General features: G+C 68.4%; 25 protein-coding genes, 1 other RNA gene and 3 pseudogenes. 13 read left to right on the plus strand and 16 right to left on the minus strand.

All coding sequences use genetic code 11. From position 1 onward, the window contains the following. The first annotated feature begins 681 nt into the window (after positions 1-681). Both ULB03_RS10020 and ULB03_RS10025 read left to right on the plus strand, forming a co-directional pair. Positions 682-3750, plus strand: a complete 3069-nt coding sequence (locus ULB03_RS10020) for a PAS domain S-box protein (RefSeq protein WP_322483013.1) — start codon at positions 682-684, stop codon at positions 3748-3750. Continuing rightward, positions 3743-4579, plus strand: a pseudogene (locus ULB03_RS10025) (response regulator); the annotation flags it as partial. The gene ULB03_RS10020 and the pseudogene ULB03_RS10025, both read left to right, overlap by 8 nt. Positions 4580-4710: 131 nt before the next feature. Here ULB03_RS10025 and rnpB read toward each other — a convergent pair. The 9 genes from rnpB to ULB03_RS10070 all read right to left on the minus strand — a co-directional run bounded on the left by rnpB (position 4711) and on the right by ULB03_RS10070 (position 12058). Then, an RNA gene (rnpB, locus tag ULB03_RS10030) (RNase P RNA component class A) lies at positions 4711-5141 on the minus strand. Between the two features lie 87 nt (positions 5142-5228). Beyond that, complete coding sequence (locus tag ULB03_RS10035; protein ID WP_322483014.1) at positions 5229-5933, minus strand: N-acetylmuramoyl-L-alanine amidase; 705 nt, start codon at positions 5931-5933, stop codon at positions 5229-5231. 5 nt (positions 5934-5938) lie between these two features. Further along, positions 5939-6811 (minus strand): DMT family transporter, encoded by an 873-nt coding sequence (locus ULB03_RS10040; protein WP_322483015.1) that lies wholly within the window; start codon positions 6809-6811, stop codon positions 5939-5941. After that, on the minus strand, positions 6808-7338 hold the full coding sequence (locus tag ULB03_RS10045) for a GNAT family N-acetyltransferase (RefSeq protein WP_322483016.1): 531 nt from the start codon (positions 7336-7338) through the stop codon (positions 6808-6810). Before ULB03_RS10045 ends, ULB03_RS10040 begins: the two co-directional genes overlap by 4 nt. Before the next feature lie 8 nt (positions 7339-7346). Next, entirely contained in the window at positions 7347-7652 is a 306-nt protein-coding gene (locus tag ULB03_RS10050; RefSeq protein WP_322483017.1) for a type II toxin-antitoxin system TacA family antitoxin, read from the minus strand. A 53-nt stretch (positions 7653-7705) separates the two neighbouring features. Continuing rightward, positions 7706-9523 carry an ATP-binding cassette domain-containing protein gene (locus tag ULB03_RS10055; protein WP_322483018.1) on the minus strand — a complete coding sequence of 606 codons (1818 nt, stop codon included), beginning with the start codon at positions 9521-9523 and terminating at the stop codon, positions 7706-7708. 27 nt (positions 9524-9550) lie between these two features. Further along, on the minus strand, positions 9551-10333 hold the full coding sequence (locus ULB03_RS10060; RefSeq protein WP_322483019.1) for a TerB family tellurite resistance protein: 783 nt from the start codon (positions 10331-10333) through the stop codon (positions 9551-9553). A gap of 130 nt (positions 10334-10463) precedes the next feature. Beyond that, positions 10464-10808, minus strand: a complete 345-nt coding sequence (locus tag ULB03_RS10065; RefSeq protein WP_322483020.1) for a cupredoxin domain-containing protein — start codon at positions 10806-10808, stop codon at positions 10464-10466. Positions 10809-10834: 26 nt separating this feature from the next. Next, positions 10835-12058, minus strand: coding sequence for a hypothetical protein (locus ULB03_RS10070; protein ID WP_322483021.1), 1224 nt, complete (start codon positions 12056-12058; stop codon positions 10835-10837). 246 nt (positions 12059-12304) lie between these two features. Here ULB03_RS10070 and ULB03_RS27410 point away from each other — a divergent pair, with 246 nt between their 5' ends. The 4 genes from ULB03_RS27410 to ULB03_RS10085 all read left to right on the plus strand — a co-directional run bounded on the left by ULB03_RS27410 (position 12305) and on the right by ULB03_RS10085 (position 15142). Next, on the plus strand, positions 12305-12619 hold the full coding sequence (locus ULB03_RS27410; RefSeq protein ID WP_416211106.1) for a DUF4339 domain-containing protein: 315 nt from the start codon (positions 12305-12307) through the stop codon (positions 12617-12619). Beyond that, entirely contained in the window at positions 12601-13344 is a 744-nt protein-coding gene (locus ULB03_RS10075) for an AIM24 family protein (RefSeq protein ID WP_322483022.1), read from the plus strand. The genes ULB03_RS27410 and ULB03_RS10075 overlap by 19 nt, the downstream gene beginning before the upstream one ends. A gap of 51 nt (positions 13345-13395) precedes the next feature. Further along, positions 13396-14802, plus strand: a complete 1407-nt coding sequence (gene fumC / locus ULB03_RS10080) for a class II fumarate hydratase (RefSeq protein WP_322483023.1) — start codon at positions 13396-13398, stop codon at positions 14800-14802. Positions 14803-14911: 109 nt separating this feature from the next. Then, the gene (locus tag ULB03_RS10085) at positions 14912-15142 is read left to right on the plus strand and encodes a hypothetical protein (RefSeq protein ID WP_145749856.1); all 231 of its coding nucleotides are present in this window, start codon (positions 14912-14914) and stop codon (positions 15140-15142) included. A gap of 15 nt (positions 15143-15157) precedes the next feature. Here the strand turns inward: ULB03_RS10085 and ULB03_RS10090 are convergent, their stop codons facing one another. From ULB03_RS10090 to ULB03_RS10105, 4 genes are all read right to left on the minus strand, one after another. Continuing rightward, positions 15158-15565: a type II toxin-antitoxin system VapC family toxin gene (locus ULB03_RS10090; protein ID WP_322483024.1), complete on the minus strand. Its 408-nt coding sequence runs from the start codon at positions 15563-15565 to the stop codon at positions 15158-15160. Beyond that, positions 15558-15812: an AbrB/MazE/SpoVT family DNA-binding domain-containing protein gene (locus ULB03_RS10095; protein ID WP_322483025.1), complete on the minus strand. Its 255-nt coding sequence runs from the start codon at positions 15810-15812 to the stop codon at positions 15558-15560. Before ULB03_RS10095 ends, ULB03_RS10090 begins: the two co-directional genes overlap by 8 nt. Before the next feature lie 65 nt (positions 15813-15877). After that, positions 15878-16576 carry a dethiobiotin synthase gene (gene bioD / locus ULB03_RS10100; protein WP_322483026.1) on the minus strand — a complete coding sequence of 233 codons (699 nt, stop codon included), beginning with the start codon at positions 16574-16576 and terminating at the stop codon, positions 15878-15880. After that, on the minus strand, positions 16573-17754 hold the full coding sequence (locus tag ULB03_RS10105) for an aminotransferase class I/II-fold pyridoxal phosphate-dependent enzyme (protein WP_322483027.1): 1182 nt from the start codon (positions 17752-17754) through the stop codon (positions 16573-16575). The genes bioD and ULB03_RS10105 overlap by 4 nt, the downstream gene beginning before the upstream one ends. Before the next feature lie 550 nt (positions 17755-18304). Between ULB03_RS10105 and bioB the strand changes: the two genes are divergently transcribed. The 3 genes from bioB to ULB03_RS10120 are packed head-to-tail and all read left to right on the plus strand — an operon-like array spanning position 18305 to position 20912. Further along, positions 18305-19384 (plus strand): biotin synthase BioB, encoded by a 1080-nt coding sequence (gene bioB / locus ULB03_RS10110; protein ID WP_416211108.1) that lies wholly within the window; start codon positions 18305-18307, stop codon positions 19382-19384. A 2-nt stretch (positions 19385-19386) separates the two neighbouring features. Then, a complete protein-coding gene (locus ULB03_RS10115) occupies positions 19387-20700 on the plus strand; it encodes an adenosylmethionine--8-amino-7-oxononanoate transaminase (RefSeq protein WP_322483028.1) in 1314 nt (437 codons plus the stop codon). Then, on the plus strand, positions 20697-20912 hold the full coding sequence (locus ULB03_RS10120; protein WP_088871844.1) for a ribbon-helix-helix domain-containing protein: 216 nt from the start codon (positions 20697-20699) through the stop codon (positions 20910-20912). The genes ULB03_RS10115 and ULB03_RS10120 overlap by 4 nt, the downstream gene beginning before the upstream one ends. On the opposite strand, the gene ULB03_RS10125 is transcribed toward ULB03_RS10120, so the two are convergent. Then, entirely contained in the window at positions 20913-21737 is an 825-nt protein-coding gene (locus tag ULB03_RS10125; protein WP_322483029.1) for a helix-turn-helix transcriptional regulator, read from the minus strand. It abuts the gene before it with no gap. Positions 21738-21871: 134 nt separating this feature from the next. Here ULB03_RS10125 and ULB03_RS10130 point away from each other — a divergent pair, with 134 nt between their 5' ends. Next, positions 21872-22666 carry a class I SAM-dependent methyltransferase gene (locus tag ULB03_RS10130; RefSeq protein WP_322483030.1) on the plus strand — a complete coding sequence of 265 codons (795 nt, stop codon included), beginning with the start codon at positions 21872-21874 and terminating at the stop codon, positions 22664-22666. Here the strand turns inward: ULB03_RS10130 and ULB03_RS10135 are convergent. Next, a complete protein-coding gene (locus ULB03_RS10135; RefSeq protein ID WP_040847295.1) occupies positions 22663-22848 on the minus strand; it encodes a DUF1192 domain-containing protein in 186 nt (61 codons plus the stop codon). The two genes, ULB03_RS10130 and ULB03_RS10135, sit on opposite strands and share 4 nt — an antisense overlap. Positions 22849-23006: 158 nt before the next feature. Here ULB03_RS10135 and ULB03_RS10140 point away from each other — a divergent pair. Together ULB03_RS10140 and ULB03_RS10145 are read left to right on the plus strand one after the other, a co-directional pair. After that, positions 23007-23983 (plus strand): annotated as a pseudogene (locus tag ULB03_RS10140) (NAD(P)H-quinone oxidoreductase). 216 nt (positions 23984-24199) lie between these two features. Then, positions 24200-24835 (plus strand): DUF1013 domain-containing protein, encoded by a 636-nt coding sequence (locus ULB03_RS10145; RefSeq protein WP_322483031.1) that lies wholly within the window; start codon positions 24200-24202, stop codon positions 24833-24835. Between the two features lie 156 nt (positions 24836-24991). On the opposite strand, the gene ULB03_RS10150 is transcribed toward ULB03_RS10145, so the two are convergent. Next, positions 24992-26080 carry an alkene reductase gene (locus ULB03_RS10150; protein WP_322483032.1) on the minus strand — a complete coding sequence of 363 codons (1089 nt, stop codon included), beginning with the start codon at positions 26078-26080 and terminating at the stop codon, positions 24992-24994. A gap of 264 nt (positions 26081-26344) precedes the next feature. On the opposite strand from ULB03_RS10150, the pseudogene ULB03_RS10155 reads away from it, so the two are divergent. Then, positions 26345-26940: pseudogene (locus ULB03_RS10155) on the plus strand (UbiX family flavin prenyltransferase). The last annotated feature ends 1 nt before the right edge of the window (position 26941 follow it).

Raw genomic sequence — 26941 nt, forward strand, 5'->3', positions numbered from 1 at the left:
TCCATATGGGGTACCATGGGAAGTTATGGGCGTCAATGGGAGGAGGGCGCGAATGCTTGTCCACACTGTGCTTTTCCACAGTTGTGGATAAGGTTCTTCTTGGTTGCGACCTTAAATCGAATGGGTAGGTGCGCTTGCCCCCTATTCCTGGGTTTCCGCCGAATTTAATAGGCGGCGGCGCGGCGGCACCTATCCTGTGGATAAAGGCCGTGCCGATACCCCAGTTAATGAAAAGGGCGCGAAATCTTTTGGATATGCCATCCTGGTTATTCGGCGACCGCATTTAAGGCCAAGTAGTCGTCGGCCCTAAGGCACCCACCAAATATGGTAAGGGAAAGGTGATAGGCCCCGATATGTAGGCCATAAGGGGCGCCGATGCGGGAATTTCCCATAAATTCCCACGACGGGCCCGTTTTGGGCGGTGGCGCCCATGCCGTCCCATGCCCCTCCGCCGCGCCGGCCGTCTGTGGGGCGAATTGGCATTTTCCCATGCCATCCCATTCCGGAACGGCGCCGGCCCTGCCTGTTTGTGCCCGCAGGTCGAACGGAACCTATGCCCTTGCACCAGTCTCCGCAGGCGGCGTTGGTGGCCCTGCCAAGATAAAATTAAGCTTTCCCGTCGTATCACCAGAGGCGGAAGGGGGCTTTCCTCCCCGGTCCTTTCCTTGATGGGTGTGATCCGTGGCGGCACTGTTTCCTTCGGAGGTTGACCACCGGTCCGGCGGCATCGTCATGAGCCGCCAATTCCTGATCCTGTTCCTGCCCATCGCCATTCTTCTGCTGGCCGCTGTCTTGCTGATCGGCCAGGCCCGGGTGACGGCGGAAATGGATCGCATGGCCATGGCGGATGCCGGCGGTGTGGATTTGGGTGCCGGCCGTCTGCGCGACCGGCTGGAAGAACCGCTGCGGGATCTGCGCTCCCTCGCCACCGAGCCCGCCACCCGCGCGGCCGTCGCGGTGCCCACGGTCTCCACCCTCGACCAACTGGCGGGGGAACTGACGACCCTGCTGCGCCGCGACCCCCGATATGAGGGCGCGATCTGGGTCGACCAGACCGGCAGGGAACGGATTCGGGCGTGCCGTGCCGGGTCTGGGCCCGACCCGGTCACCGTTCCGCCGGAGAGGCTGACGGACCTCTCGGGCGACGCCTTGTTTCTGCGGACCGTGAACGGGTTGCCGGGCGCTATCCATATCACCGGCCCGGATGGGGGCCAGGCTGGGCGGGCGTCCGGCCGAGCCCTGCGCCTGGCGACGCCCGTGGCGGCCGCTGACGGAACGGGCCGTGGCGTGATGATGCTGGCGGTATCCAAGACATACCTGTTCCAGGACCTGCTGGCGCTGCCCGGCGGCGCGTGGCCCATGGTCCTGGACCAATCGGGGGGGTGGCTGTTCGGCGGCAGTGAGACGGACCGGTGGGACTTCGTCGCCGGCCGCCAGTCCTTGGCCAGCGCCTACCCGGTGGTTTGGGCGCGGATGACCGCGGCGGCGACCGGCCGGCTGGTCGATGCCAGCGGCATCTGGACCTGGCGGCTCGTCCAGCCCACGGTCTGGGGGACGGTCGCCGACGGTGCCGGCGATCCGCGCTGGCTGGTGGTCACCCATCGCTCCCCGGCGGATGTGGCCGCGGCGCGCGCGGAGATCTGGGAATTGATGGCGGGCGCCGCGGCCCCCTTGCTGGGACTGTTCGCGCTCCTGTCCTGGTTCTCGGCGGCGCATACCCGCGCCCGGGAGCAGGCGGCGCGCGCCGCGCTCGCCGCCGAGGTGGCGGAGCGGGAGGGCAAACGCCGCGTCGCCGACCTTGAGCAGGCCCATCGCGCCAGCGCTATGCTGGCCGCCATCGTCACCTCGTCGGACGACGCCATCGTCAGCAAGACGCTGGAGGGGCGCATCACCAGCTGGAATCCTGGTGCCGAGCGGCTGTTCGGCTACACCGCCGAGGAGATGATCGGCCAGTTCGTGACGGCCATTTTCCCGGCTGACAAGCTGGAGGAGGAAGAGGCGATCCTGGACCGGGTGCGCCGGGGTGAGACCGTGGGGCATTTCGATACGGTCCGCCGCCACAAGGATGGCCATCTCGTCGACATTTCCGTTGCCGTCTCCCCCATCCGCGACACGGCGGGCCGGATCGTCGGGGCGTCCAAGATCGCCCGGGACATCGCAGAACGGAAACGGGCCGTCGACCAGATGGCCGACTATCGCCGTGATCTGGAACAGCAGGTCGCGGAACGCACGCAGGAGATCGTCGCGGCCAACAGCCGGCTGGAGGCGGCCCTGCGGCAGGCGAACGCGGCCAACGACGCCAAGAGCCGGTTCGTGGCCAACATGAGCCATGAGCTCCGCACTCCCATGAACGCCGTCCTGGGTTTCCTGGCACTGGTGCTGGAGCGCGACCTGCCGCCCGAGATCCGGCGGCAGCTGCTGATGGCCCACCGCGCCGCGCAGGCCCTGCTGGCCCTGATGAACGACCTCTTGGACCTGTCCCGCCTGCAAAGCGGCAGCCTGGTTCTGGAGCCTGTGCTTTTCGACCTGCGCGGGCAGATGCGGGCCTGCTTGGACCAGGTCCGGGAAAAGGCGCGGGAGAAGGGGCTGACCCTGGCGCTGGACTATGTCCTGAGGCCCGATCAGGCACACATCGGCGACCCCGCCCGCGTCCGCCAGATCGTCCTCAAGCTGCTCGACAACGCGATAAAATTCACCCAGAGCGGCCATGTGCGGCTATCCGTGCAGGCGGGCCCCAAGCCGGGGCTGGTGGAACTGGTGGTCAGCGATACCGGGATCGGCATGACGGCGGACCAGGTGGACCGCATCGTCGACCCCTTCTTCCAGGCCGACAGCCGGCCGGCCCGCCGGTTCAATGGACTGGGCCTGGGCGTGTCCATCTGTAAGGAACTGGCGGAGCTCATGGGCGGGGCCATCGCCGTGGAAAGCCGGCCGGGCCAGGGCAGCACGTTCCGGGTCCGCCTGTGGCTGCCGGCCGCGCCGGCGGGGCTTCCCGTGTCCGTCGGGCCTGTCGCCCCGACGGAACGCGCGGCCGCCGCGCGTTCCTTCACCGTCCTGCTGGTCGATGACGTGGTCGAGAACCTGGAGCTGGCCCAGCTTCATCTCAAGGATCGCGGCCATGCCGTCGTCACCGCCCGGGATGGCGAGGAGGCGGTGGCGCTGTCGCTGGACCAACGCTTCGACATCATCCTCATGGATGTGCAAATGCCGCGCTGCTGCGGGAAGGAAGCGACCCGCCGCATCCGTGCGGGCAACGGCGCCTGCGACCCCACCGTTCCCATCATCGGCCTCAGCGCGGACGAGAGCGTGGGGGAACGCCAGGCCTGCCTGGATGCCGGCATGACCGCCTATGTCACCAAGCCGGTCGATTACGACGCCCTGGCCGACCTGATGCAGCGGCTGGTGCCCGGCGGCGTCGCGGCGTCGCCGGCCGGTCCGTTCCCATCGCCGGCGGCCCCGCCCGCTCAAGGGGCGCCCGTCCTGGACGGGGCCGCGTCCCCCGCCGCGCGCCGGGCATTAACCGCATTGCGCGACGCCTTGGAAAGTGATGACGTGGAGCGTATCGACCCCGCCCTGCACAACCTTCGCGAAACCGGATTGGCGGGCCGGCAGATGAGGACACTGGAACGCCTGGTGCACGAATTCGAGTTCGAGCAGGCCCGCGCCATGGTCGCCGGCCTGGATGAGGCCCTGGCCGCCCGGGGGACGACTCCGGCAGCCGTCGACCAAGGATTATCCGCCCATGGATAAGCTATGGAAGATACTGATCGTGGACGACGAGGCGGTGAATCTCCACGTCCTGCGTGACATCCTGTCCGACAACTATGCCCTGGTCTTCGCCAAGGGCGGTCAGCAGGCGCTGGAGTCCGCGCACCGGCACCGGCCGGACCTGATCCTGCTGGACGTCATGATGCCCGACATGGATGGCTATGAGGTCTGCCGCCGGCTGAAGGCGGAGCCGGAGTTGCGCCATATCCCGGTGATCTTCGTGTCCGCGATGGGAACGGTGGAGGATGAGGCCCGCGGCTTCGAGGCGGGGGCCATCGACTATGTCACCAAGCCGGTCTCGGCCCCCCTGGTGCGGGCGCGCGTGCGCACCCACATCGCCCTGGTCGACCAGGCGTCCATCCTGGACCGGCTGTGCGTCGCCGGTGAGTACAAGGACCAGGAAACCGGCGACCATGTGCGACGCATCGGTCATTACGCGGAATTGCTGGCCCGGGCGCTGGGGTGGGGCGAAGACGCCTGCCAGGCCCTGCGGCTGGCGGCGCCCATGCACGACATCGGCAAGATCGCCATACCCGACAGCATCCTATTGAAGCCGGGCCGGCTGGACGCGGAGGAGATGGCCGTCATGCGCACCCATCCCGAGCGGGGGGCGGCGATCATCGGCAGCAACGGCCCGGCCCTGTTGCGGCTGGCCGCCAGCATCGCCCTGACCCATCACGAAAAATGGGATGGAAGCGGCTATCCCCGGGGCCTGGCGGAAACGGACATTCCCATCGAGGGACGCATCGTCGCCCTGGCGGACGTCTATGACGCCCTGCTGTCCCCCCGGCCGTACAAGCGGCCCTGGTCACGGGCGGAGGTCACCGCCCACCTGACCTCCGAGGCGGGCCGCCATTTCGATCCCGCGCTGACGCCCCTGTTCCTGGAGGCGGTGGCGGCCGACCGTGCCGCCGCTGGAGGCGGTTATCCTGGGGGCGGTAATCTGCCAGACGGTCTGTAAGCCGGGTTCTGTCCTGCGGCCCGTCCCCCCGCGAAGGGGGCAGCGGCCGTGGGATGGCCATTCATCTGGGACGCCTGTCGCCAGGCGCCTCGCGCGACCTACCCGGGCGGCGGCTCGGAAGATGCTTTGGCCGGTTGCCCGGCCATGCCGCCCCTATTCGATCTTGCTCCCGGTGGGGTTTACCGTGCCGCCCCTGTTGCCAGGGGCGCGGTGCGCTCTTACCGCACCCTTTCACCCTTACCCGACGTCCATCCCCCGAAGGAGGTGGCCGGCGGGCGGTTTGCTTTCTGTGGCACTTTCCCTAGGGTCGCCCCCGCCAGGCGTTACCTGGCACCGTTCTTCCGTGGAGCCCGGACTTTCCTCCCCCCGGCGGCTTTCGCCATTGCCGGAAGGCGGCCATCCGACCGTCTGGCAGGCGGCGACCCTAGGCGCACGGGGGCATGGATGCAAGCGCGCAAAACAGGGCCCGTGGCATGAGAGGTCTACCCGGTATGGACGGTCAGGCCACCGCCTGTCCCGCTTGGGCGAGCAGGCTGCGCAGGCGGCGCACGGTTTCGGCGTCCGCCGGCTGGCCCAATGCCTCCGGGTGCCAGTGGCGCTGGAAGGCGGTCAGCGTCTCGGTGAAGGTCGCGATCCCCAAATCATAGCCCAGTCCGGCCAGCAGGCCGGCCACCTGGTCCTGATTCCCATCCCAGTCGGGCCCCGGTGCGGCAATGTCCGGCCACAGGCCGATGCCAGCGCCTGCCAAGGCTCGCCAGTCGAACAACTCACCGGGATCCTGCTTGCGGGCGGGCGCCATGTCGGAATGGGCGATGACGTTGCCGGCCGGGATGGGATGCCGCGCCAGGATGCCCTGGCAAAGGTCGGCCACGGCGCGCATCTGCGCGTCGGGGAAGGGGCGATAGCCGTACTCGTGCCCCGGGTTCACGATCTCCACCCCGATGGAGCGGCTGTTGACATCGCTGATCCCGCGCCAGGTCCCGCGGCCGGCATGCCAGGCGCGGCGGCCCTCATCCACCAGCCGCCAGACGGTGCCGTCCTCCGCCACCATGTAATGGGCGCTGACCTCCGCCGCCGGGTCGCACAGCCGGTCCAGGGCGGCCTCGGCCGACGCCATGCCGGTGTAGTGCAGCACCAGCACGTCGACGCTGGTGCCATCCGGCCGGGGGCCGTGGTTGGGCGAGGGGCGGTCACGGAAGCGCATGCGGGTCAACTCGCCGTTCGGGCGGTCACCAGGCGGGGACGGCGCAGCAGCACCACGCCCACGCCGGCGATGGTCACCAGCGTGCCCGCCGCCAGGTGCCAGGACAAGGGCTCATCCAGCAGCATCACCCCGCCCGCGACACCGAACGCCGGCACCAGCAGCATGAAAGGCATGGTCTGGTTGACGGCATAGCGCTGCACCAGCGGGAACCACAGCACATAGGCCAGGATGGTGGAGATCAGCGCCATGAACAGGATGGAGGCCCAGGCCGCCGGTGGCGCCGTCTGGATGGCCGCCCACTGCCCGTCCTCCAGCACCGCGGACATCAGCACCAGTTGCGGCACGGCGAACAGGGCCATGTAACCGTTCAGCGTGAACGGATCCATGGGCGGCATCCATTTCAGTTGGATGCTGGAAAAGGCGAAGGCCGCCGCCGCCAGCACCACCAGCCCCAGATGGGCGGGATCATCCGTGCCGCCGGGGTGGTAGGCGATGATGCCGACGCCGGCGATGGCCGCCGCCATGCCCACCGCCCGGCGCCAGCCCAGCCTGTCCTTGAAGAACACCGCCGCCATGAGGGACGCGAAGGGCACCTGCAACTGGATGGCGACGGAGGCCGCGGCGGCGCTGCATCCCATCAGGCCGCTGAACACCAGGGGGAAGTGCAGGCCCCCCAGCACGAAGGAATAGGCCAGCACCGGCCGCACGTGGGCCCAGGGCAGCCGCCGCCAGGGCACCAGCACCAGCGCCACCAGCGCGAAGCGGATGGCCATGGCGGTGATGGGATGGAACTGGCGCAACGCGAATTTGGAGACGGAGAAATTGATTCCCCAGATGGCCACGACGGCCAGGGCGCGCAGGACGTCCAGCGGCCTCACGTACCACTCTCCTGGAAGAGTGGCGCGATGTCGGCCAAAGGCCGGAACAATCTTCGGGGTGTGTCGGGCAGGGGGAGGAAACTCATGCGTTCATAAAACCGGCGGGCATTATCATCGTAAGCGTCAACGAGCACGGCAAATGACGCGATTTCGCTTCGCAAACAACGGTGCAACGCGTCCGCCAGCAGATATCCACCATATCCATGGCCATGGTGGCGCTTGTCCACCGCCAATCGACCCAGCAGCGTGGCCGGCACCAAGGGATAGCGTGGGAGTTTGCGCGCCGTCTCCGGCGGCAGGTCCGCCAACTGCAAGGAGGTGGCGGATAAGGTGTAGTAACCGGCAACGGTTCCGTCTGGAAGAACAAGAACAAAGGGAGCGGCGATGTTCTTGCGGGCGTCTTGCCCTATCTGCGTCTGGAAATACCGGTCCAGCACTTCCACGCCGCTGGCAAAGGGGCGTCGGTCATGATGCGGGCCAAGTACCTCGACCCGCAGGGAACGCAGTCCGGGATCGGGCGCCGTCATGCCGACCGTCAGGCGCCGGTGGCGTCACGGTAGCGGCGAATTGTGTCGCGCAGCCGGTCGTTCACCGGTTGCGGCTTGCTCAGCGCCTCCACGAAAGCCTGACTGTCCCGGATCGACAGTTCCAGGCGCTGGTGTTCGTCGATGGCGCGTCGCGCCGCGTCCTGCACGCTGGTCAGGACGAAATCGGTGATCGACCGCCCCTGCAGTGCGGCCGCGCGCTCTATCAGATCTTTCTGCTCGGCGGTGATGCGCGCTTCCAGCCGTTCGCTGCGGACACGGCGCTGAGGGGCATCTGTCGCGGGGTGGGCCATCATATCCTCCGTTCCTGCATTGTACGGCTAGTGGCCGGGCATGCAAAGGGAGAACCTCACGCCCCGCTCTCCAGCTCCTCCTTCAGCGCCTCCAGCTCCAGCCAGCGCTCCTCGGCCGTGGCCAGGTCCTGGTGGACCTTGTCCAGATCAGCGGTGGCCTTCTGGAAGGCCGCCGGGTCGCGGGCGTAGAGGGTGGCGTCGGCCAGCTTGGCCTCCAGCTTCTTCACCTGGTCGCCCAGCTTGTCCATCAGCGCCGGCAGCTGGTCCAGCTCGCGCTGTTCCTTGTAGCCCAGCTTGCGCTTGGCCTTCGGGGCCTCCGCCGCCTTGGGGGTGTCCGCCGTCCTGGCCGCGGTGCCGGCGGCCGGGGTGCGGGCCGGACGCTGGACCAGATAGTCGCTGTAGCCACCGGCATATTCCGCCACCACGCCATCACCCTCGACCGCGATGGTGGAGGTGACCAGCCGGTCCAGGAAGTCACGGTCGTGGCTGACCAGCAGCAGGGTGCCGGGATAGTCGCTCAAGACCTCTTCCAGCAGGTCCAGCGTGTCCATGTCCAGGTCGTTGGTCGGTTCGTCAAGCACCATCAGGTTGCTGGGCTGGGCGAACAGCTTGGCCAGTAGCAGGCGGTTGCGCTCGCCACCCGACAGCGCCCGGGTCGGCTGTTCCAGCATGCCGCCGTCGAACAGGAAGTCGCGCATGTAGGAGGCGACGTGGCGGGGTGTGCCGCCCACCACCACGCTGTCGCCGCCGAAGGGCAGCAGCACCTGGCGGATGGTCTGGTTGGGGTCCAGTTGGGCGCGGCGCTGGTCGAACACCACCGTCTCCAGGTTGGTGCCTAGGCGGATGCTGCCGCTGTCCGGCGCCAGTTCGCCCATCAGCATCTTCAGGATGGTGGTCTTGCCCGCCCCGTTGGGGCCGATCAGCCCCACCCGGTCGCCGCGCAGGATACGGGTGGAAAAGTCGCGGACGATGACGCGGGTGTTGCCGTCCGCATCCTGGAAGCTCTTGGCGATGTTGGTCGCCTCGATCACCAGCCGGCCGGAGTTTTCGGCATCCGACACCGCCAGCTTCACCTGGCCCTGGCGGTTGCGGTCGGCGCGGTCCTTGCGCAGGCCCTGAAGGGCGCGGACGCGGCCCATGTTGCGGGTGCGCCGGGCGCTGATGCCCTCGCGCAGCCACTTCATCTCCACCGCGATCTTGCGGTCCAGCTTGGCGTAGGCCAGGTCCTCGGCCGCGAAAACCTCATCCCGCCAGGCCTCATACTCGGCGAAGGGGCGTTCCGTCTCGCGCATGGTGCCGCGATCCAGCCACATGGTCTTGCGCGCCAGGGTGTTCAGGAAGGCGCGGTCGTGGCTGATCAGCAGCAGACCGCCGCGAAAGGCCTGCAGCGCCTTTTCCAGATACTCGATGGTCGGCAGGTCCAGGTGGTTGGTCGGCTCGTCCATCAGCAGGACGTCGGGATCGCTGACCAGGGCCTGGGCGATGGCGGCGCGGCGCGCCTCACCGCCCGACAGGGTCGCGGCCGCGCGGTCGCCGGGCAGGTCCAGTTCGTCCAGCACCGCCTGCACGCGATAGGGCGCGTCCTCCGCCAATCCGGCGCTGACGAAGTCCGCCACCGTGGCATGGCCGCTGAAATCCGGTTCCTGATGCAGATAGCCGATGCGGGCGCCGGGCTGGATGTAGCGTTCCCCCTTGTCCAGGTCGACCAGTCCTGCCAGGGCCTTCAGCAGGGTGGATTTGCCGCTGCCGTTGCGGCCGACCAGGGCGATCTTGTCCCCCCGGCCGATGGCGACGTCCACGTCCTGGAACAGGGTGGTGGCGCCCAGGGTGATCTGGGCGTTCTTCAGGGCGACGATGGGCGGGGTGGGGGCCATGGAGACTTTATGCTCTGAGATGCGGGGTTACTGGTGCGGGCCGGTGGGCGTGCCGGCCCGCAGGCTTTGGATCTTGTCATAGGCGGCGTTCAGCGCGGCCGTCTTTTGGGTGGCGACCTCCACGAACTCCGCCGGCAGGCCCTGGGCCATGACCGTGTCGGGATGGTTGTCGCGCAAGGCCTTGCGCCAAGCCAGCTTGATTTCCGCATCGCTGGCGGTACGGGGCACGCCCAGCACGGTGTAAGGATCGTCCAGCGGGTCGTCATACCCGCAGGCGGCCCCGCCGTGAATGCGGCGGATGCCCTCGAATGTGGCGTCCGGAATGCCGAAGAGGCGGGCGACCTCCGCCAGGAAGGTCAGTTCGGCCGGATGAAGGCGGCCGTCGGCGGCGGCGATGTGGAACAGGCAGCCCAGCAAATCCTCCAGCACGGTCGGCCGGTCGTGGAACATGCCGGCCAACTGGCGGGCGTACGGCTCGAAGCCCACGCTGTCGCGCCTGGCCATGTCGAAGACGCGGCCCACATGGCGCGCCTCCTCCGCCGGGATCTGGAACACGCGCTTGAAGGCGTCGATTTCCGCCCGCTCCACCACGCCATCGGCCTTGGCCATCTTGGCGCCCAGGACGATGACGCCGATGGTGAAAGCCATGCTGCGCGTTTGATCCGGCTGGCCGTCCGGGCCCGGCGGCACCGGTGGCTGGGATGCCCAGGCGTCGGCCGCATGGCCGGCGGCCACCCCCAGCAGCGCACCCAGCGGGCCGCCCACGGCGAAGCCCGCGACCCCGCCCACGATCTTTCCCCAGATGCTCATCGATCCCAGCCTCGGCCATAGCTTGGCCCGCCGGATTTGCCGGGCCGGCCGCACCATAGCCGGCCGGCCCGGTCACGCCAATGGGCTCAACCTGCCGGTACCGGGTTCGCCCCTGGACCCGCCCCTGGGTTCATTGCTGCACGGTGACCAGCAATTCCATGTTGTGATGGATGTCGCAGCTGACGACGACCAGCTTTTCCGTGGTGTCGAAGACGATCTTGTTTTCCTGTCCCGGCGCCTGCAGGTCCAGGTCGAACAGAAAGTGCGGGGTGTAGGAGACGACGTGGTGCGGCTGGTTGTCGTCGTTGCGGATGATGACGATGTCGCCGCGCTTGATGGTCAGGGTCGAGGGCACGAACTGCCCGTTCTTCTGCGTGACGGTGTGGGTCGCCGGCTCCGCCTGCGCGGTGACGGAGGCGAGGCCCAGGGCCATGGCGAGGGTGGCGGTACGGATGGTGGCACGGATCAGGGACATGGTGTTCAGTTCCTTGAGGGACGGGATCAGATGCTGAGGCGGACGGACAGTTGGAACTGCCGGTTCGCCGTGTCGGACGGCTGGTCCAGGGCGGTGCGCAGGGGACGGTTGCTGTCGATGTTCAGCAGCTCGCCGGTCAGGGTGAGGTAGCGCGTGGCGCGCCACGCGGCGCTCAGCACCTCCGCCTTGCCGTGCTCGCTGTAATTGACGCGATCGGTGGGGCCGCGCTCGGCGGTGCCGAAGGCGTCGACGCGAAAGCCGAAGCGGAAATCCCGCCAGTCATAGCCCAGAAGGACGTAGGCGGACTCGAACTCCGTCGTGCTGCGGCTGTCGGGGGTGGCGGCGATGATGGTGACGCCGCGCATCGCTTGCGACATCACGACGAAGCCATAGGGCAGCCGCTGTTCCAGCCCGGCACTCCAGAACCGCGTGTTCCAGGCCACCTGCACCCGGCTGGCGGTGGGGTCGGCGTTGTTATCATAGCGCATGATGGACAGCCGGGGCAGGCCCGGCAGCTGCCAGGTGGCGCCAGCATACCAGCCGGGGGCGTCGTCGATTTCACGATACATGTCGAGGCGGATGGGCGGCTGGCCGGGGGCGCCGGTCAAGGCGTCGGGCGCGCGCGGGCGGTCCAGCAGGCCCACGGGCCTATCATTGAAGGTCCAGCCACGCAGGGACAGGAGCACGCCGGCCGGGTCGTTCCAGCCGTAGACGGCGCCGAACAGATCCACCCGGCCCATGTCGCCGTGCCAAGTGTAGTTGATCTCGCCGCCGATGGTCCGCAACTCATCCCCCACCCAGCTGTTGATGGCGGACGGCGTCAGCGTGTAGGTGGGCGTCCAGCCCGGCCCGTCGTTCTCCAGCGAGATGGGCGGGAAGAAGGCGCCCACCTTGATCGTGATGTCGCGGGTGAAGCCGGGATGCCAGCGGGCATAGGATTCGATGACGTCGAACACCGTCTTCTGGTCCGGATCGATGCGCACCTGGCCTTGGACATCCAGGCCCTGCGCCACCTTCCACACGCCCATGAGATCGGCCTCGGCGAATTTCCCGGTGACGGAACCCGACTTGTCGTCCCCGCCATAGCGGGTCTTGCCCAGGCCGCCGTCCAGCCAGGATTTCTCAGCGCTGGTGGCGACGGTGCGGAAGTCGGCGAAGCCGTTGAGATAGAGATCCATGGCCTGTGCCGGCAGGGCCGACAGGCCCGTCAGCATGACCGCCGCGCATGCGGGCAGGTGGGATGCGCGCATTCCCGTTGTGCTCCTTTTCGGTTCGGGCCCTTTGAGTCGGCCTTACAGGAAAGACGGGGGAGCGAACGGAATATTCCCTGAGAGGTACGGAATCTTTTGTTTGTGGCGGGGGGGGGCCACATGACCGGCCCCGGATGGGGCCAGCGCTGGCCGGGGCGGTGGCATCTTGGTAAAAGGGGGCGATACCAAGGGCGGGTCCGCGGGGGACATGAACGGCCCGGTTGGACAGGGAAAGGGCGTGGCACCATGGCGGAATGGTTCTTCCACAACGGTCAGCAGCAGGCGGGGCCCCTGGATGACGCGGCGGCGCGCAATTTCGCCCGCGCCAATCCAGGCGCCCATTGCTGGCGGGAGGGCTTCACCGACTGGCTGCCCGTGGGCCAGGTGGCGGAGCTTTATGGCGGTACCGCGTCATCCTCCCCCCGCCGCCCCCGCCGGGCGGTGGCGGCATCTGGGGCGCCTTCACCGGCGGCGGCAATCCCTTCGCCTCTTCCGCGCCGGGCCCGGCCAGCGCCCTGGACTACACCATCCATGGCCATGAGATGCAGTATGTGGCGGTGACCCTGGCGCCCGGCGACAGCGCCATCGCCGAGGCGGGCGCCCTGCTGTACAAGGACGCCAGCGTCGAGATGGCCACCATCTTCGGCGACGGTTCCGCCCGCGATGGCGGCAGCGTGCTGGACCAGCTCTGGGGAGCGGGCAAGCGCGTGCTCTCCGGCTCCACCCTGTTCACCACCGTTTTCACCCAGCGGGGCACCGGGCCCGGCACGGTGGCCTTCTCCGCCCCCTATCCCGGCACCATCTCGGCCCTGAAGCTGTCGGATTACGGCGGGCGCCTGATCTGCCACAAGGACAGCTTCCTGGCGGCGGCGCGCGGTGTCGCCATCGGCATCTATTTCCAGCGGCGCATCCTGACCGGCCTGTTTGGCGGCGACGGCTTCATCATGCAGAAGCTGGAGGGGGACGGCATCGTCTTCATCCACATGGGCGGCACCCTGGTGGAGCGCACGCTGGCCCCCGGCGAGGTCATCCACGTGGACACGGGCTGTTTGGCCGCCATGACCGCTGACATCGATTTCGACGTGGAGCAGGTGGGCGGGATCAAATCCATGCTGTTCGGGGGCGAGGGGCTGTTCTTCGCCCGCCTGCGCGGTCCCGGCAAGATATGGCTGCAAAGCCTGCCCTTCTCCCGCCTGGCCGGCCGCATGCTGGCCTCTTCCCTGGTGGGAACCCGGGAGGAGGGGGGTGTGTTCGGCGCCATAGGCAACATCCTCGACAAGCGCTGACATCGGGCGCCGGGGTAAGCTCGGCGTCCCACAGCCTGGAGGATCAATCCCATGACCACCCCATCGCCCCACGGTTTCCGCACCGAAACCGACAGCTTTGGCCCCCTGGAGGTTCCCGCCGACCGCTACTGGGGCGCCCAGACCCAGCGGTCCCTGGGCAACTTCAAGATCGGGGGGCATCGTATGCCCCCGGCCCTGATCCACGCCCTGGGCATCCAGAAGCAGGCGGCGGCCCAGGCGAACGTGAAGCTGGGCGAACTGGATGAGGCGTTGGGCCGCGCCATCATCCAGGCGGCGGCGGAGGTGGCGGCCGGCAAGCTGGACGACCATTTCCCCCTGGTGGTGTGGCAGACCGGCTCCGGCACCCAGAGCAACATGAACGCCAACGAGGTCATCTCCAACCGCGCCATCGAATTGCTGGGCGGGGAGATGGGGTCGAAAAAGCCGGTGCACCCCAACGACCACGTGAACCGCGGCCAGTCATCCAACGACAGCTTCCCCACCGCCATGCACATCGCGGCGGCGGTGGAACTGCACCGCACCCTGGTGCCGGCGCTGGAGCATCTGCGCGACGCCCTGGCCGCCAAGGCCGACGCGTTCAAGGCCATCGTCAAGATCGGCCGCACCCATCTGCAGGACGCCACACCCTTGACCCTGGGCCAGGAATTCTCCGGCTACGCCCAGCAGCTGGCCTATGGGGTGGAGCGGGTGAAAGCCGCCCTGCCGGCGCTGCTGCGCCTGGCCCAGGGCGGCACGGCGGTGGGCACGGGCCTGAACGCCCGCAAGGGCTTCGACGCCGCCTTCGCCGCCGAGGTGGCGGACCTCACCGGCCTGCCCTTCGTCACCGCGCCCAACAAGTTCGAGGCGCTGGCGACGCACGACAGCCTAGTGGAGGTGTCGGGCGTGCTGAACACGCTGGCGGTGTCGCTCATGAAGGTGGCGAACGACATCCGCCTGCTGGGCTCCGGCCCGCGCTGTGGCATCGGGGAACTGAGCCTGCCGGAAAACGAGCCCGGCAGTTCCATCATGCCCGGCAAGGTCAACCCGACGCAGTCGGAGGCCATGACCATGGTGTGCGCCCAGGTGATGGGCAACCACACCACCGTCACCATCGCGGGCGCCACCGGCCATTTCGAGCTGAACGTCTTCAAGCCGGTCATCATCCACAACGTGGCTGAATCCATCCGTCTGCTGGCTGACGCCGCCGTCAGCTTCACCGACAATTGCGTGGTGGGCATCACCGCCAACGAGGACCGCATCGCCAAGTCGCTGCACGAAAGCCTGATGCTGGTGACCGCCCTGAACCCGCACATCGGTTATGACAAGGCGGCCAAGATCGCCAAGAAAGCCCATGCCGAGGGCACCACCCTGAAGGCCGCCGGCCTGGCCCTGGGCTTCCTGACCGAGGCGGAATTCGACGCCTGGGTGAGGCCGGAGGACATGATCCACCCCAGCTGATCCTTGGATGTGGGGCAAGGGGATGCAAAATTCCCCTTGCCTAAATTCCTGTTCTGTGCCTTGATTGTTCCCAGTTTGTTCTTTCGCGTTGTCAGCGATGGAGGACGATATGGCCGGCGCGTTTCAATGGGGACATCTGGACCAGGGAAGCATCGTGGCCGACATGGCCACCGCCGTGGCGGTCTATGCCAACCCCCGCGATGAGATCGTCATCCGCCGCCAGGGCGGTTTCGACGCCGAGGATGACGTGGTGGTCGTGCCGCTGAAGGTGGCCGAAGCCCTTCTGCGCCGCATGGAAAACCTGATCCGTGAGATCCGGGCGGAGACGGCGCTGAGCTGAGGTTCTCAAAAGCCATCAGCCGTGCGGCTGGCGGATCGCGATAATCTCTAGTTGCAAAGCCGCCGCCACCTTTAGCCAGGCGGTGTCGGCGGTTAGTACCTTGGCTTGGCGTTCTTGTCCCAGTGCCAAACAGGCCCGGTCACCCAGGGAAAGGCCAGCAGCCCTCGTAGCAGGGCGGAGTTGGGCCGCCAGAACGGCATGCTGGGGGGAGAAATCGACCAAGTTGATGCCCAACGACAAAACGGCATCGGCCGCGTCGTCTACCGGCCAACCTTCTTCGTGAAGTTTAGTCACCACTTCAGAAAAATTGACGGATGTAATCCAGGAGTTCGACAAGGCGGCGACAACGTGGTCGGCACCTGGTTCGGCTTTTATCAAAGCCAGAACGGCGGATGCATCGAGGACGAAAGGCCCTTCACTCATGTGCGGCTTCGGCCCGCCGCTCGGCGATCAATTCGTCAACCAGGCTGCGATCAGGTGAACCATAGCGGCGGGCGAGCTTCTGCACCCTGGCGACGGCGGCCTCGATAGTTTCCAAGACGATGCGGCCGTCTTCAACCCGGGCCAGCAATTTACCACCAGCTTCCAGTCCCACCGCCCGGCGCACCTCCAACGGAACAACCAGCCGACCATTTGCCGCCATGGTCGCGGCTTGAGGTTTCGGTGTCATTTTTGGCCTCCAGTGGCACGGATTACAAAATATGCCATTTGGGGCTGTTTAAGACAACCTGATCCTCACAGCCCCAACGTCGCCAGCAGCGCGTCGAACGCCGCGTCCGCCTCTTCCACCCTGTCCACCCTCGGCACCGCCGTCAGGGGGATGCCGGGGGCGAAGCGGGTCAGGGTGGCCAGGGTTTCGGCCATGGGCACGGTGGCGCCGGGGGTGGCGCTGACGGCGATGGCAGCGACGTGCAGGCCCCGGCGGGCCAGCACGTCCAGGGCGGTCAGGGTGTGGCTGAGGGTGCCGAGATAGCTGCCGGTGACCAGCAGCAGGGGCAGGTCCAGCGCCACCATCCAATCCAGCACCGTGCGGCTGTCGTCCAGCGGCACCATGGCGCCGCCCACGCCCTCGATGAACAGCGGGGCGGCGGCGAAGGCCGCCTTCTCCCGGCACCATTCGATCATGCCGTCCACGTCCAGGGGACGACCCTCGCGCGCCGCCGCCATGTCGGGCGAGAGCGGCGCGGCGTAGCGGTGCGGGCTGATGCGTGCCACCTCGGCCGGCGTCACCGGCCGGCCCATGGCGGCCAGCAGCTGGGCGGGATCGCTGGCCGCCAGGCTGGCGGCATCCTCCACATCGATACCGCTGACCACGGGCTTCAGGGCGGTGGCGGCGATACCCTTGGCGCGCAGGCGGCGCACCAGGCCGGCTGTCACGAAGGTCTTGCCGATGTCGGTGCCGGTGGCGGTGACGAAGAAGGCGGGGACGGTCATTCGGGGCTCTCGACACTTTTAAGCGGCAGGATGCGGTCGCGGATCAGGCCGGCCAGGCGCTCGATCTCCGCATCCGGCGTGCGGGCGGTGAAGGTGACGCGCAGGCGGGCGGTGCCGGCCGGCACGGTGGGTGGGCGGATGGCGGTGACCAGCAGGCCCTCCTCCTCCAGCAGGCGCTGGGCCCGCAAGGTGACCTCGGCGCCGCCCAGCACGATGGGCACGATGGGGCTTTCGGCAGCGGGCAGGTTCAACAGGGCGGTGAACCGCCGGGCCTTGGCCAGGGGCAGGGCGCACAGGTCGGGGTCGCCCTGGATGATGTCCAGCGACGCGATGGCGCCGGCCACCGTGGCGGGTGGCAGGCCGGTGGAATAGATCAGCGTGCGCGCCCGGGTCTTCACCAGGTCGATGACCGCCTGGGACGCGCAGAGATAGCCGCCATAGCCGCCCACCGCCTTGCTCAAGGTGCCCATCTGCAACGGCACCTGCACCTTGTCACCGAAGGCGAAGCTGGAGCCGCGGCCCTGGGCCAGCACGCCGATGCCGTGGGCGTCGTCGGTCATCAGCCAGGTGTCATGCCGCTCGCACAGGCTGGCCAGGGCGGGCAGGGGGGCAAGGTCGCCGTCCATGGAAAAGACGCCGTCCGTCACCAGCAGGGCGCGGCCGTGGCGCGGCCGGTAGGTGGCCAGCACCTGGGCGGCATGGCCCACGTCGTTGTGGCGGAAGATGCGCAGCGTGGCGCCGGACAGCTTGGCACCGGCCCAGATGCAGGCGTGCGCCAGCTCATCCACCACCACCAGATCCTTGGCGCCGACGAAGGTGGGGATGATGCCGGCATTGGCGAGATAGCCGGAGCCGAAGACGCAGGCCGCCTCCGTCCCCTTCAAGGCCGCCAGCTTCTGCTCCAGCACGGTGTAGAGCGGGTGGTTGCCGGTGACGAGGCGTGAGGCGGCGGCCCCCACGCCATACCGCTCCACCGCCGCCACCGCCGCCGCCTTCACCCGGGGATCGTGGGCCAGGTTCAGGTAATCGTTGCAGGAGAAGGACAGCAGGCGCCGGCCGCCGCGCGTGATCCACAGCCCGCCTTCGCCGTCGCGATCGCTGTCCACCAAGCGGCGGCGCAGCGCGGCGGCGTCCATCTCGGCCAGCTTGGCTTCGGCGAATTCGGTCAGGGACTGCATGGGCGCGCCATTGATTGAGAAGGTCGGGCGGAGCTTAGCCGCAAGAGTCCGCGATACGCGTGCGAAAGTGCGGCGCCTGGGTTGCGGGTGTCAAACGCCGCCCCCATCTCCGCCTATGGATGACGTGAGCAGGGGAAAGGTCGTGCCACTTTTTCGCCGGCGGGAGGCCAGAACACGCGCCTATGGCAAGTGGGCGGTCATCGATATCGCGCTAGGGCTGCTGTTCGGCTTGTTTTGACGCAGGACAGGTGAGGGGGCTGTGGCTGAGGAAGAGTCTCGGTTGGCTGAACGCCTGAACGATTGGTCCTGGCTGTTCGAGATTGTCGGCCAGGTGGTGATCTCAATTCTTGAAGCCGTGTTCCCCTAGAGTCGCGCAATCATCTGTCGCGCCAGGCAGGTTGGCTCTCACCAAGTTTCCCCGCATTCGCCCGCAGCAGGCGCCGCCCCGGTTTTTCTTGACCGGTCCCCACCGCTGCCGTTAGGTGCGGGCTGGCCTTGAGCTTCGGCCCGGCCCCGGTATCGCCCCGGTATTCCCCAAGGAAACGCACCCGTGACCGCCATCGACATCAGCCGCCCCGCCGCCTTCACTCCGGTCCTGGACAGCGACGACGTGCGCACCGACTGGACGCGCGCCGAGATTCAGGCGCTGTTCGACCTGCCCTTCACCGAGCTGGTGTTCCGGGCCGCCGCCGTCCACCGCCGGCGGTTCGATCCCACCCAGGTCCAGATCTCCACCCTGCTGTCCATCAAGACCGGCGGCTGCCCCGAGGATTGCGCCTACTGCCCGCAGAGCGCGCACCATGAGACGGGCCTGAAGGCGTCGAAGCTGATGGAGGTGCAGAAGGTGCTGGCGGAGGCCAAGGCCGCCAAGGACGCCGGCGCCAGCCGCTTCTGCATGGGCGCCGCCTGGCGCAGCCCCAAGGACCAGGACCTGGAATCGGTCTGCGCCATGGTCGAGGGCGTGAAGGCCCTGGGCATGGAGACCTGCGTCACCCTGGGCATGCTGAACTCCGGCCAGGCCCTGCGCCTGAAAGAGGCGGGGCTGGACTACTACAACCACAACCTCGACACCTCGCCCGAGTTCTACGGCAACATCATCACCACCCGCACCTACCAGGATCGGCTGGACACCCTGGCCAACGTGCGGGAGGCCGGCATCAACGTCTGCTGCGGCGGCATCGTCGGCATGGGCGAGGATCTGACCGACCGCGTGGGCATGATCCACACCCTGGCCACCCTGCCGCAGCACCCCGAGAGCGTGCCGATCAACATGCTGGTGCAGGTGGACGGCACGCCGCTGGATGGCGAGGCCGCCCTGGACCCCATCGAGTTCGTCCGCACCATCGCCGTGGCCCGCATCACCATGCCGGCCTCCATGGTCCGCCTGTCGGCTGGCCGCGAGGGCATGAGCGACGAGACCCAGGCCCTGTGCTTCCTGGCCGGCGCCAACTCCATTTTCTACGGGCCCAAGCTGCTGACCACCGCCAACCCGGTGGCCGACCATGACAAGCAGCTGCTGGCCCGCCTGGGCATGACCACCATGGACGTGGTGGAAGAGGGCTGCGCCGATGAGGATCATGCCCATGCCCACCCGGCTGAGGGCGGCTGCTCCGGGGCGTGTGGCCACTGATCATGGCTAACCGAGGGTCGTTTCCTATCCGGAATGATCGGGGCGGGAACGATTGGTTTCCGCGGGGCGGCCAGCACATCTGGCTGCCCTACACCCAGATGAAGACGGCCCTGCCGCCCCTGCCCGTGGTGGCGACGGAGGGGGTACGCCTGACCCTGGCCGATGGCCGGCAACTGGTGGATGGGGTGGCCAGCTGGTGGACGGCCTGCCACGGCTACAACCACCCCCACATCCGCGAAAAGGTGGCTGAACAGCTGGCGCGCATGCCGCACGTCATGTTCGGCGGCCTGGCGCATGAACCGGCCTACACCCTGGCCACCCGCCTGGCGGCGATGCTGCCCGGCGACCTGACCCGTGTGTTCTTCTGCGACAGCGGCTCCGTCTCCGTCGAAATCGCCATGAAGATGGCGACGCAATACTGGCTGAACCGGGGCGTGCCCGGCCGCACCAAGCTGGCGGCCTTCCGCGGCGGCTATCACGGCGATACCATCGCCACCATGGCGGTGTGCGACCCGGAGGAGGGCATGCACAGCCTGTTCGCCGGCTTGCTGCACGAACACCTCATCCTGGACCTGCCGGTGGATGAGGAGTCCACGGCGCGGTTTGAGCGCGAGCTCGCCGCCCATGCCCACACCCTATCCGCCATCCTGGTGGAACCGCTGGTGCAGGGGGCGGGCGGCATGCTGTTCCATGACGCCCAGGTGCTGCGCACCCTGCGCGCCGCCGCTGATCGCCATGGCCTGCTGCTGATCTTCGATGAGATCTTCACCGGCTTCGGCCGCACCGGCGCGATGTTCGCGTGCCAGGCCGCCGGGGTGGTGCCAGACATCGTCACCCTGTCCAAGGCGCTGACCGGCGGCACCATGGCCCTGGCCGCCACCGTGGCCAGCGACCGGGTGTTCCAGGCCTTCTGGTCGGACAACGCCCAGGCGGCGCTGATGCACGGCCCCACTTATATGGCCAACCCCCTGGCCTGCGCCGCCGCCAACGCCTCCCTCGACCTGTTCGAGAGCGAGCCCCGGCTGGCCCAGGTGGCCGCGATCTCCCAGGGCCTGGGGGCGGGGCTGGAGCCCTGCCGCGACCTGGCCGGCGTGACGGACGTGCGTACCCTGGGCGGCATCGGCGTGGTGGAGCTGGAGCGCATCGCCGACATGAACGGCCTGAAGCGGCGTCTCATCGACCGGGGCGTCTGGGTGCGACCCTTCGGCCGCATCGTCTACCTCACCCCGTCCTTTACCATGGACGCCGACGACCTGGCCTTCCTGACCCGCGCCGTGGTCGACGCCGTGACCGAGCATCAGCGAGCCACCGCATGACCCTGCGCAAGCGTTCCGTCCTGATCGCCGGCCACCCCACCAGCGTGACGCTGGAGGAGCCGTTCTGGGAAACGCTGAAGGACATGGCCGTGGCCCGCAGCCTGTCGATCAACGCCCTGGTGGAGGAGATCGACGGCAACCGCGACGGCAACCTGTCCAGCGCGCTGCGCGTCGCGGCGCTGCTGTGGGTGAAGGGCAAAGTCCCGGCCTGATCAGGCGGCCGGCACCCCAGGTAGTGGAACCAGCGTCACCAGCTTCACGTCCGCCTGTCCCGCCAGGGCGAAGGTCAGCTGCTCATAGCGCAGGGGGCCGTCGGCGGGGTGGTGGAAGGCGCGCTCACCGCCGGCGCGGGCGGTGACGGTGTGGGCGTGCCACAGGCCGGCGAACAGGGGGCTGCGCTGGCTGAGGTCCGCCACCAGGGCCTGCATCGCGGGGTCATCCAGATGATGGCTGTAGTCCACCCGGAACTCCGCCACCACCCGTCGCGCCCGCTCCGCCCAATCGGGGATCAGGGCCTGGGCGGCGGGGTTCAGGAACAAATAACGCAACTGGTTGCGGTCGCTGTCGGGGCCAGGCGGGTCCAGCCAGCCGTTGAACAGGCGCGCGGCCGCCGCGTTCCAGGCCAGGGCGTTCCAGGTCCGGTCCAGCAGATAGGCGGGGTGGGCGATGCCCCGCACCAGGGCGTCCAGCGCCGCCGGCACCGGGGCGTCGTCGCCCGCCGTCTTCCCCTGCGGATCATGCTTGCCGGCCAGGTCGAACAGATAGGCCCGTTCCGCCGCCGACAGGCGCAGGGCCTGGGCCAGGCGGCCCAGCGCGGCGGGGGAGATGGAGACGTCGCGGCCTTGCTCGATCCAGGTGTACCAGGTGACGCTGACACCGCTGAGCTGCGCCAGTTCCTCCCGCCGCAGGCCGGGCGTGCGGCGGCGGGGGCCGGGCGCCAGGCCCAGGGCCGCCGGTGACAGCCGCTCCCGCTGCGCCCGCACGAACTCCCCCAACTCCCGCCGTTTGGAGCTGTCCTCGGTCGATCTGTCCGGCATGGGGGTGCCCTTGGGAAAGGGGGTAGCGATTGATACCAGTATAAACCTGGATCTGGTACCAGTTTAAGGGCTTGGGTCAGTCTGCTGTTCCACCCCGGCGCGCCGGGGCTGTCTCAACGGGAAGGAAATCGGGAATGACCACCCAGCATGCACCGCAACCGGTTGGCGGACGGGACCAGGAATCGCTGGTCGCCGGCCAGTTCGGGCCGCAGGCCGCCGCCTATGTCGCCAGCGCCGTCCACGCCCAGGGGGAGGATTTGCGCCAGTTGGCCGGCCTGGTGGCGGGCAAGGGTTACAAGACGGTCCTGGATTTGGGCTGTGGCGGCGGGCACGTCGCCTTCACCGTGGCGCCCCATGTGGGCCAAGTGGTCGCCTGCGACCTGTCGCCCGACATGCTGGACGCCGTGGCGGCGGAGGCCGGGCGGCGCGGCCTGGCCAATATCGAGACGCGGGTGGGCCGGGCTGACGCGGTGCCGGCCGACGACGCGGCCTTCTGTGCCGTGGTCAGCCGCTACAGCGCCCACCACTGGCCGGACCTGGCTGCGGGCCTGGCGGAGGCGCGGCGGGTGGTGAAGCCGGCCGGAATCGCCATCTTCATGGACGTGGTGACGCCGGGCCAGCCGCTGCTGGACACCTTTCTGCAATCCGTCGAGCTGCTGCGCGACCCGTCGCATGTGCGCAATTACGCGGTGGCGGAGTGGCGGGCGGCCCTGGCGGGGGCGGGCTTCCGCGTCACCGGCGTGACGCAACGGCGCCTGCGGCTGGAGTTCACCAGCTGGATCGCGCGCATGAACCCGCCGGACAGCCATGTGGCGGCCATCCGCTCCCTGCAAGGGCGCATGGCGGACGCCGTCACCGGGCATTTCGCCATCGAGGCCGATGGCACCTTCACCCTGGACACGGCGACGTTCGAGGCGGTGCCCGTCTAGCTTTTGAAAAACGCGGCGGCGGCGTTCAGCGAGGCCTGCTTGGCCTTGATGGCGTCGTCCACCCGCGCGATCTCCGCCTCCAGGCTGTTGCGATATTCGCGCAGTTCCCCCACCGACAGGCGGGCGATATCCAGGAAGCTGCTGGGGCGGCTCGGCGGCGGGGCGATGTCGTCGGTGTCCATGGGGCGGTTGCCTTATCCTGGGGAGGGCTGGCCCTCCAGCGTGTTGGTTGTCCCAGCGTGTTGGTTGTCACTGTGCCGCCGGGGGCCTACATGGTGCAAGACCCCAAGCGGCGAGGGGCCATCCCCCGCCGGATGTAAGAAGCGGAGATCTGGAAGCCATGCGCGCCATCGCCATTACCGAACCCGGCGGGCCTGAGGTCCTGAAGCCCATTGAGCGGCCGCTGCCGCAGCCGGGCCCCGGCCAAGTCCTGATCCGGGTAGCCGCCGCCGGCGTCAACCGGCCGGATTGCCTGCAGCGGGCGGGCCTCTACCCGCCGCCGCCGGGCGCGTCCGACCTGCCGGGCCTGGAGGTCGCGGGCACCGTCGCGGCCTTGGGCGAGGGGGTGACGGGCTGGGCCGTGGGCGATGCCGTCTGCGCCCTGGTGAACGGTGGCGGCTATGCCGACCACGCCGTTGCGCCGGCCGGCCAATGCCTGCCCGTGCCCGACGGCTTCAGCATGGTGGAGGCGGCGGCCCTGCCGGAGACCTTCTTCACCGTCTGGACCAACGTCTTCGATCGCGGCCGGCTGGCGGCGGGGAAAGCTTCCTGGTCCATGGCGGCACCAGCGGCATCGGCACCACGGCCATCCAGTTGGCGAAGGCCTTCGGCGCCCGCGTCTTCGCCACCGCCGGCGGGCCGGACAAGGCCAAGGCCTGTGAGGACATCGGCGCCGAGCGCGGCATCGACTACAAGACGGAGGATTTCGTCGCCGTGGTGAAGGAGGCGACGGGCGGCCGGGGCGTCGACGTCATCCTGGACATGGTGGGCGGCGATTACCTGCCCCGCAACATCGACGCCCTGGCCGACCAGGGCCGTCACGTCACCATCGCCTTCCTGCGCGGGGCCAAGGTCACCCTGAACATGGTGCCGGTGATGACCAAGCGCCTGGTCCTGACCGGGTCCACCCTGCGGCCCCGCACGGCGGAGGAGAAGGCCGCCATCGCCGCCAGCCTGGCGGAAAAGGTGTGGCCGCTGCTGGCGCAGGGGAAGGTGCGACCGGTGATCTACAAGACCTTCCCCTTGGAAGAGGCGGCGGCGGCGCACGCGCTGATGGAAAGCAGCGGTCATGTCGGCAAGATCGTTTTGACCGTTTAAGGCCGCGATCTACCCAGGGCAAGAGGGGCCGGGCCTATAAAAAGGCGTGGCCTCGCCCGCCGCGTGCCTCTATATAGCAAGTGTACGCGTCACAGTTTTCCGTCCGGCTGCGTGGGGCCTTCAGCCCGCGCGACGGGCGGATATTGCTTTTCGCGACCTTGTTCACGGGTTTTGATGCGTGTTGGCGGGACATTCCGCCACGGGTTAGGAGGAAGCATGGCACTGCCCTTGATGCCGAAGGCGACCGCGGTCTGGTTGGTTGAAAACACCGCGCTGTCCTTTGAGCAGATCGCCGAGTTCTGCGGCATGCACTCGCTGGAAGTGCAGGCCATCGCCGATGGCGAGGTGGCGATCGGCATGGTCGGGCGCGATCCGGTGGGCAACGGCGAGTTGACCAAGGACGAGATCGCGCGCTGCGAGAAGAACCCGGACCTGAAGCTGCAAATTCGTATCCACGACCTGCCGCAGCCGATCGCGCGCGCCAAGGGCCCGCGCTACACCCCGGTGACCAAGCGCGGCGACAAGCCCGACGGCATCGCCTGGCTGCTGAAGAACCATCCGGAACTGTCGGACGCCGCCATTTCCCGCCTGATCGGCACCACCAAGCCGACCATCGCCGCGGTGCGCGACAAGACCCACTGGAACACCAGCAACATCAAGCCGCGCAGCCCCGTGCTGCTGGGCCTGTGCAGCCAGCGTGAGCTGGAGGCCGCCCTGTCCCGCGCCCGTCGTGGCCTGCCGGAACCGGAGCTGGAGACGACCACCCTGCTGGAAACGGCCGAGGACCGCGCCCTGGCCGCGGAGCAGGCTGCCCTGGAGGATGAGGAGCACGAGGAGGAGATCGAGGAGTGATCCTCTGATCCCTTCGCGGACACAGGAAAAAGGGCGGCCCCGCGAGAGGCCGCCCTTTTTCTTTTCCGGACCATATCCCGAGTCCACCCCACCGGCATGAGAGATGTCATGCCGGTGGTAGACCGCGCCGGCCGGCGCCGGAGGAACACTCTCAACTCAAGCCGCGTTGGGCCAGTCGGTGTAGCCCTTGGCGCCACCGCCGTAGAAGGCTTCCTGCGGGGCCTGGGCCAGGGGCGCGCCGGTCTTCAGGCGGTGGACCAGGTCGGGGTTGGCGATGAAGGGGCGGCCGAAGGCCACCATGTCGGCGCGGCCCTCGGCGATGGCGCGGGCCGCCAGGTCGTGGTCATAGCCGTTGTTGGCGATGTAGGCGCCGCCGAACTTCCGGCGCAGGGCCTGGAAGTCGAAATGCTGCGCGCCGTTGGGGCCACGCGTCTGCCCCTCCACGCAATGCAGATAGGCCAGGTTCAACTCGCCCAGGCGTTCGGCCAGGAAGCCGTAGGTGCCGTTGGGGTCGCTGTCCAGCGGGGTGTTGCCCGCCGCCTGGGTGATGGGCGACAGGCGCAGGCCCACGCGCTCCGGCCCCCACACCTGGGCCACGGCCTGGGCCACCTCCACCGTCAGGCGGGTGCGGTTCTCCACGCTGCCGCCATAGCGGTCGGTGCGGTGGTTGGTGCTGTCGCGGATGAACTGCTCCAGCAGGTAGTTGTTGGCGGAATGGACCTCGACCCCGTCGAAGCCGGCGGCCTTGGCGTTCTCGGTGGCGCGGCGGTAATCGGCGATGATGCCGGCGATCTCCTCCGTCTCCAGCGCGCGGGGCAGGGTGGGCTGGGCGAAGCCGCCCTCGACATAGGTTTCACCGCCCGCTTGCAGGGCGCTGGGCGCCACCGGGGCGGCGCCGCCCTCCTGCAGGCTGGTGTGGGAGATGCGGCCCACATGCCAGAGCTGTAGCACGATGTGGCCGCCGGCCTGGTGCACCGCGTCCGTCACCGCCTTCCAGGCCGTCACATGCTCCGGCGTGTAGATGCCGGGGGTGTAGGCATAGCCGCGCCCCTGGCGGGAGATGTTGGTGGCCTCGGTGATGATCAGGCCGGCGCTGGCGCGCTGGCGGTAATACTCCACGGCCAGCGGGGTGTGGACCCCGTCCATGCCGGCGCGGGCGCGGGTCAGGGGCGCCATGGCGATGCGGTTGGCGACGGGGATGGCGCCGATGTGCGTCGACGCGAAAAGATCGGGGGTGGTGGTCATGATGGAACCCATTCCTATCGGGGGCGTGCCGGGTGGGTGGCGGCCCGGGTGGGGGGCGGCGGTGGGGCAGGGACGGTGGGTAACCGCCCGCCCCTGAACATAGGTCCAGACGGCCGCCGCTTTTAGACCGCAGTTGTGACAAGACCCTTCGCGATACGGAAAGAATACCGCCTCGTTCTCAACGGCATGGATTGGTCCGCCGCAAATCCGGTGGACGCGATGCGGGGGCGGCGTTAGATCCCGAGGATCATGGACAGAGGTATCATGACCACCGCACCCTCCCGCCTTATCGTCGGTATCAGTGGCGCCTCGGGCGTGCTTTACGGCATCCGCCTGCTGGAAATGCTGCGGCCCCTGCCCATCGAAACCCACCTGGTGATGAGCCGGTCGGCGGAGATGACGCTGGCGCATGAGACGGACCTGAAGCCCGCCGACGTGCGGGCCCTGGCCGACGTCAACCATGCCGTCGCCAATGTCGGCGCCGCCATCTCCAGCGGCAGCTTCCGCACCCTGGGCATGGTCATCGCCCCGTGCTCCATCCGCACCATGAGCGAGATCGCCACCGGCGTGACCTCCAGCCTGCTGACCCGGGCGGCGGACGTGGTGCTGAAGGAACGCCGGCGCCTGGTGCTGATGGTGCGCGAGACGCCGCTGCACCTGGGCCACCTGCGCACCCTGACGGCCCTGGCCGAGATGGGGGCGGTCATCGCCCCCCGGTGCCGGCCATGTACATCCGGCCGGACAGCGTGGACGACCTGGTGGACCATACCGTCGGCCGCGTCCTGGACCTGTTCGATATCGACAGCGGCCGCCTGCGCCGCTGGGGTGAGGCGCCGCCGGAGGATGCGGAGGCGGACTGAT

The organism is Nitrospirillum goiasense (assembly GCF_034427435.1).
GTDB lineage: Bacteria > Pseudomonadota > Alphaproteobacteria > Azospirillales > Azospirillaceae > Nitrospirillum.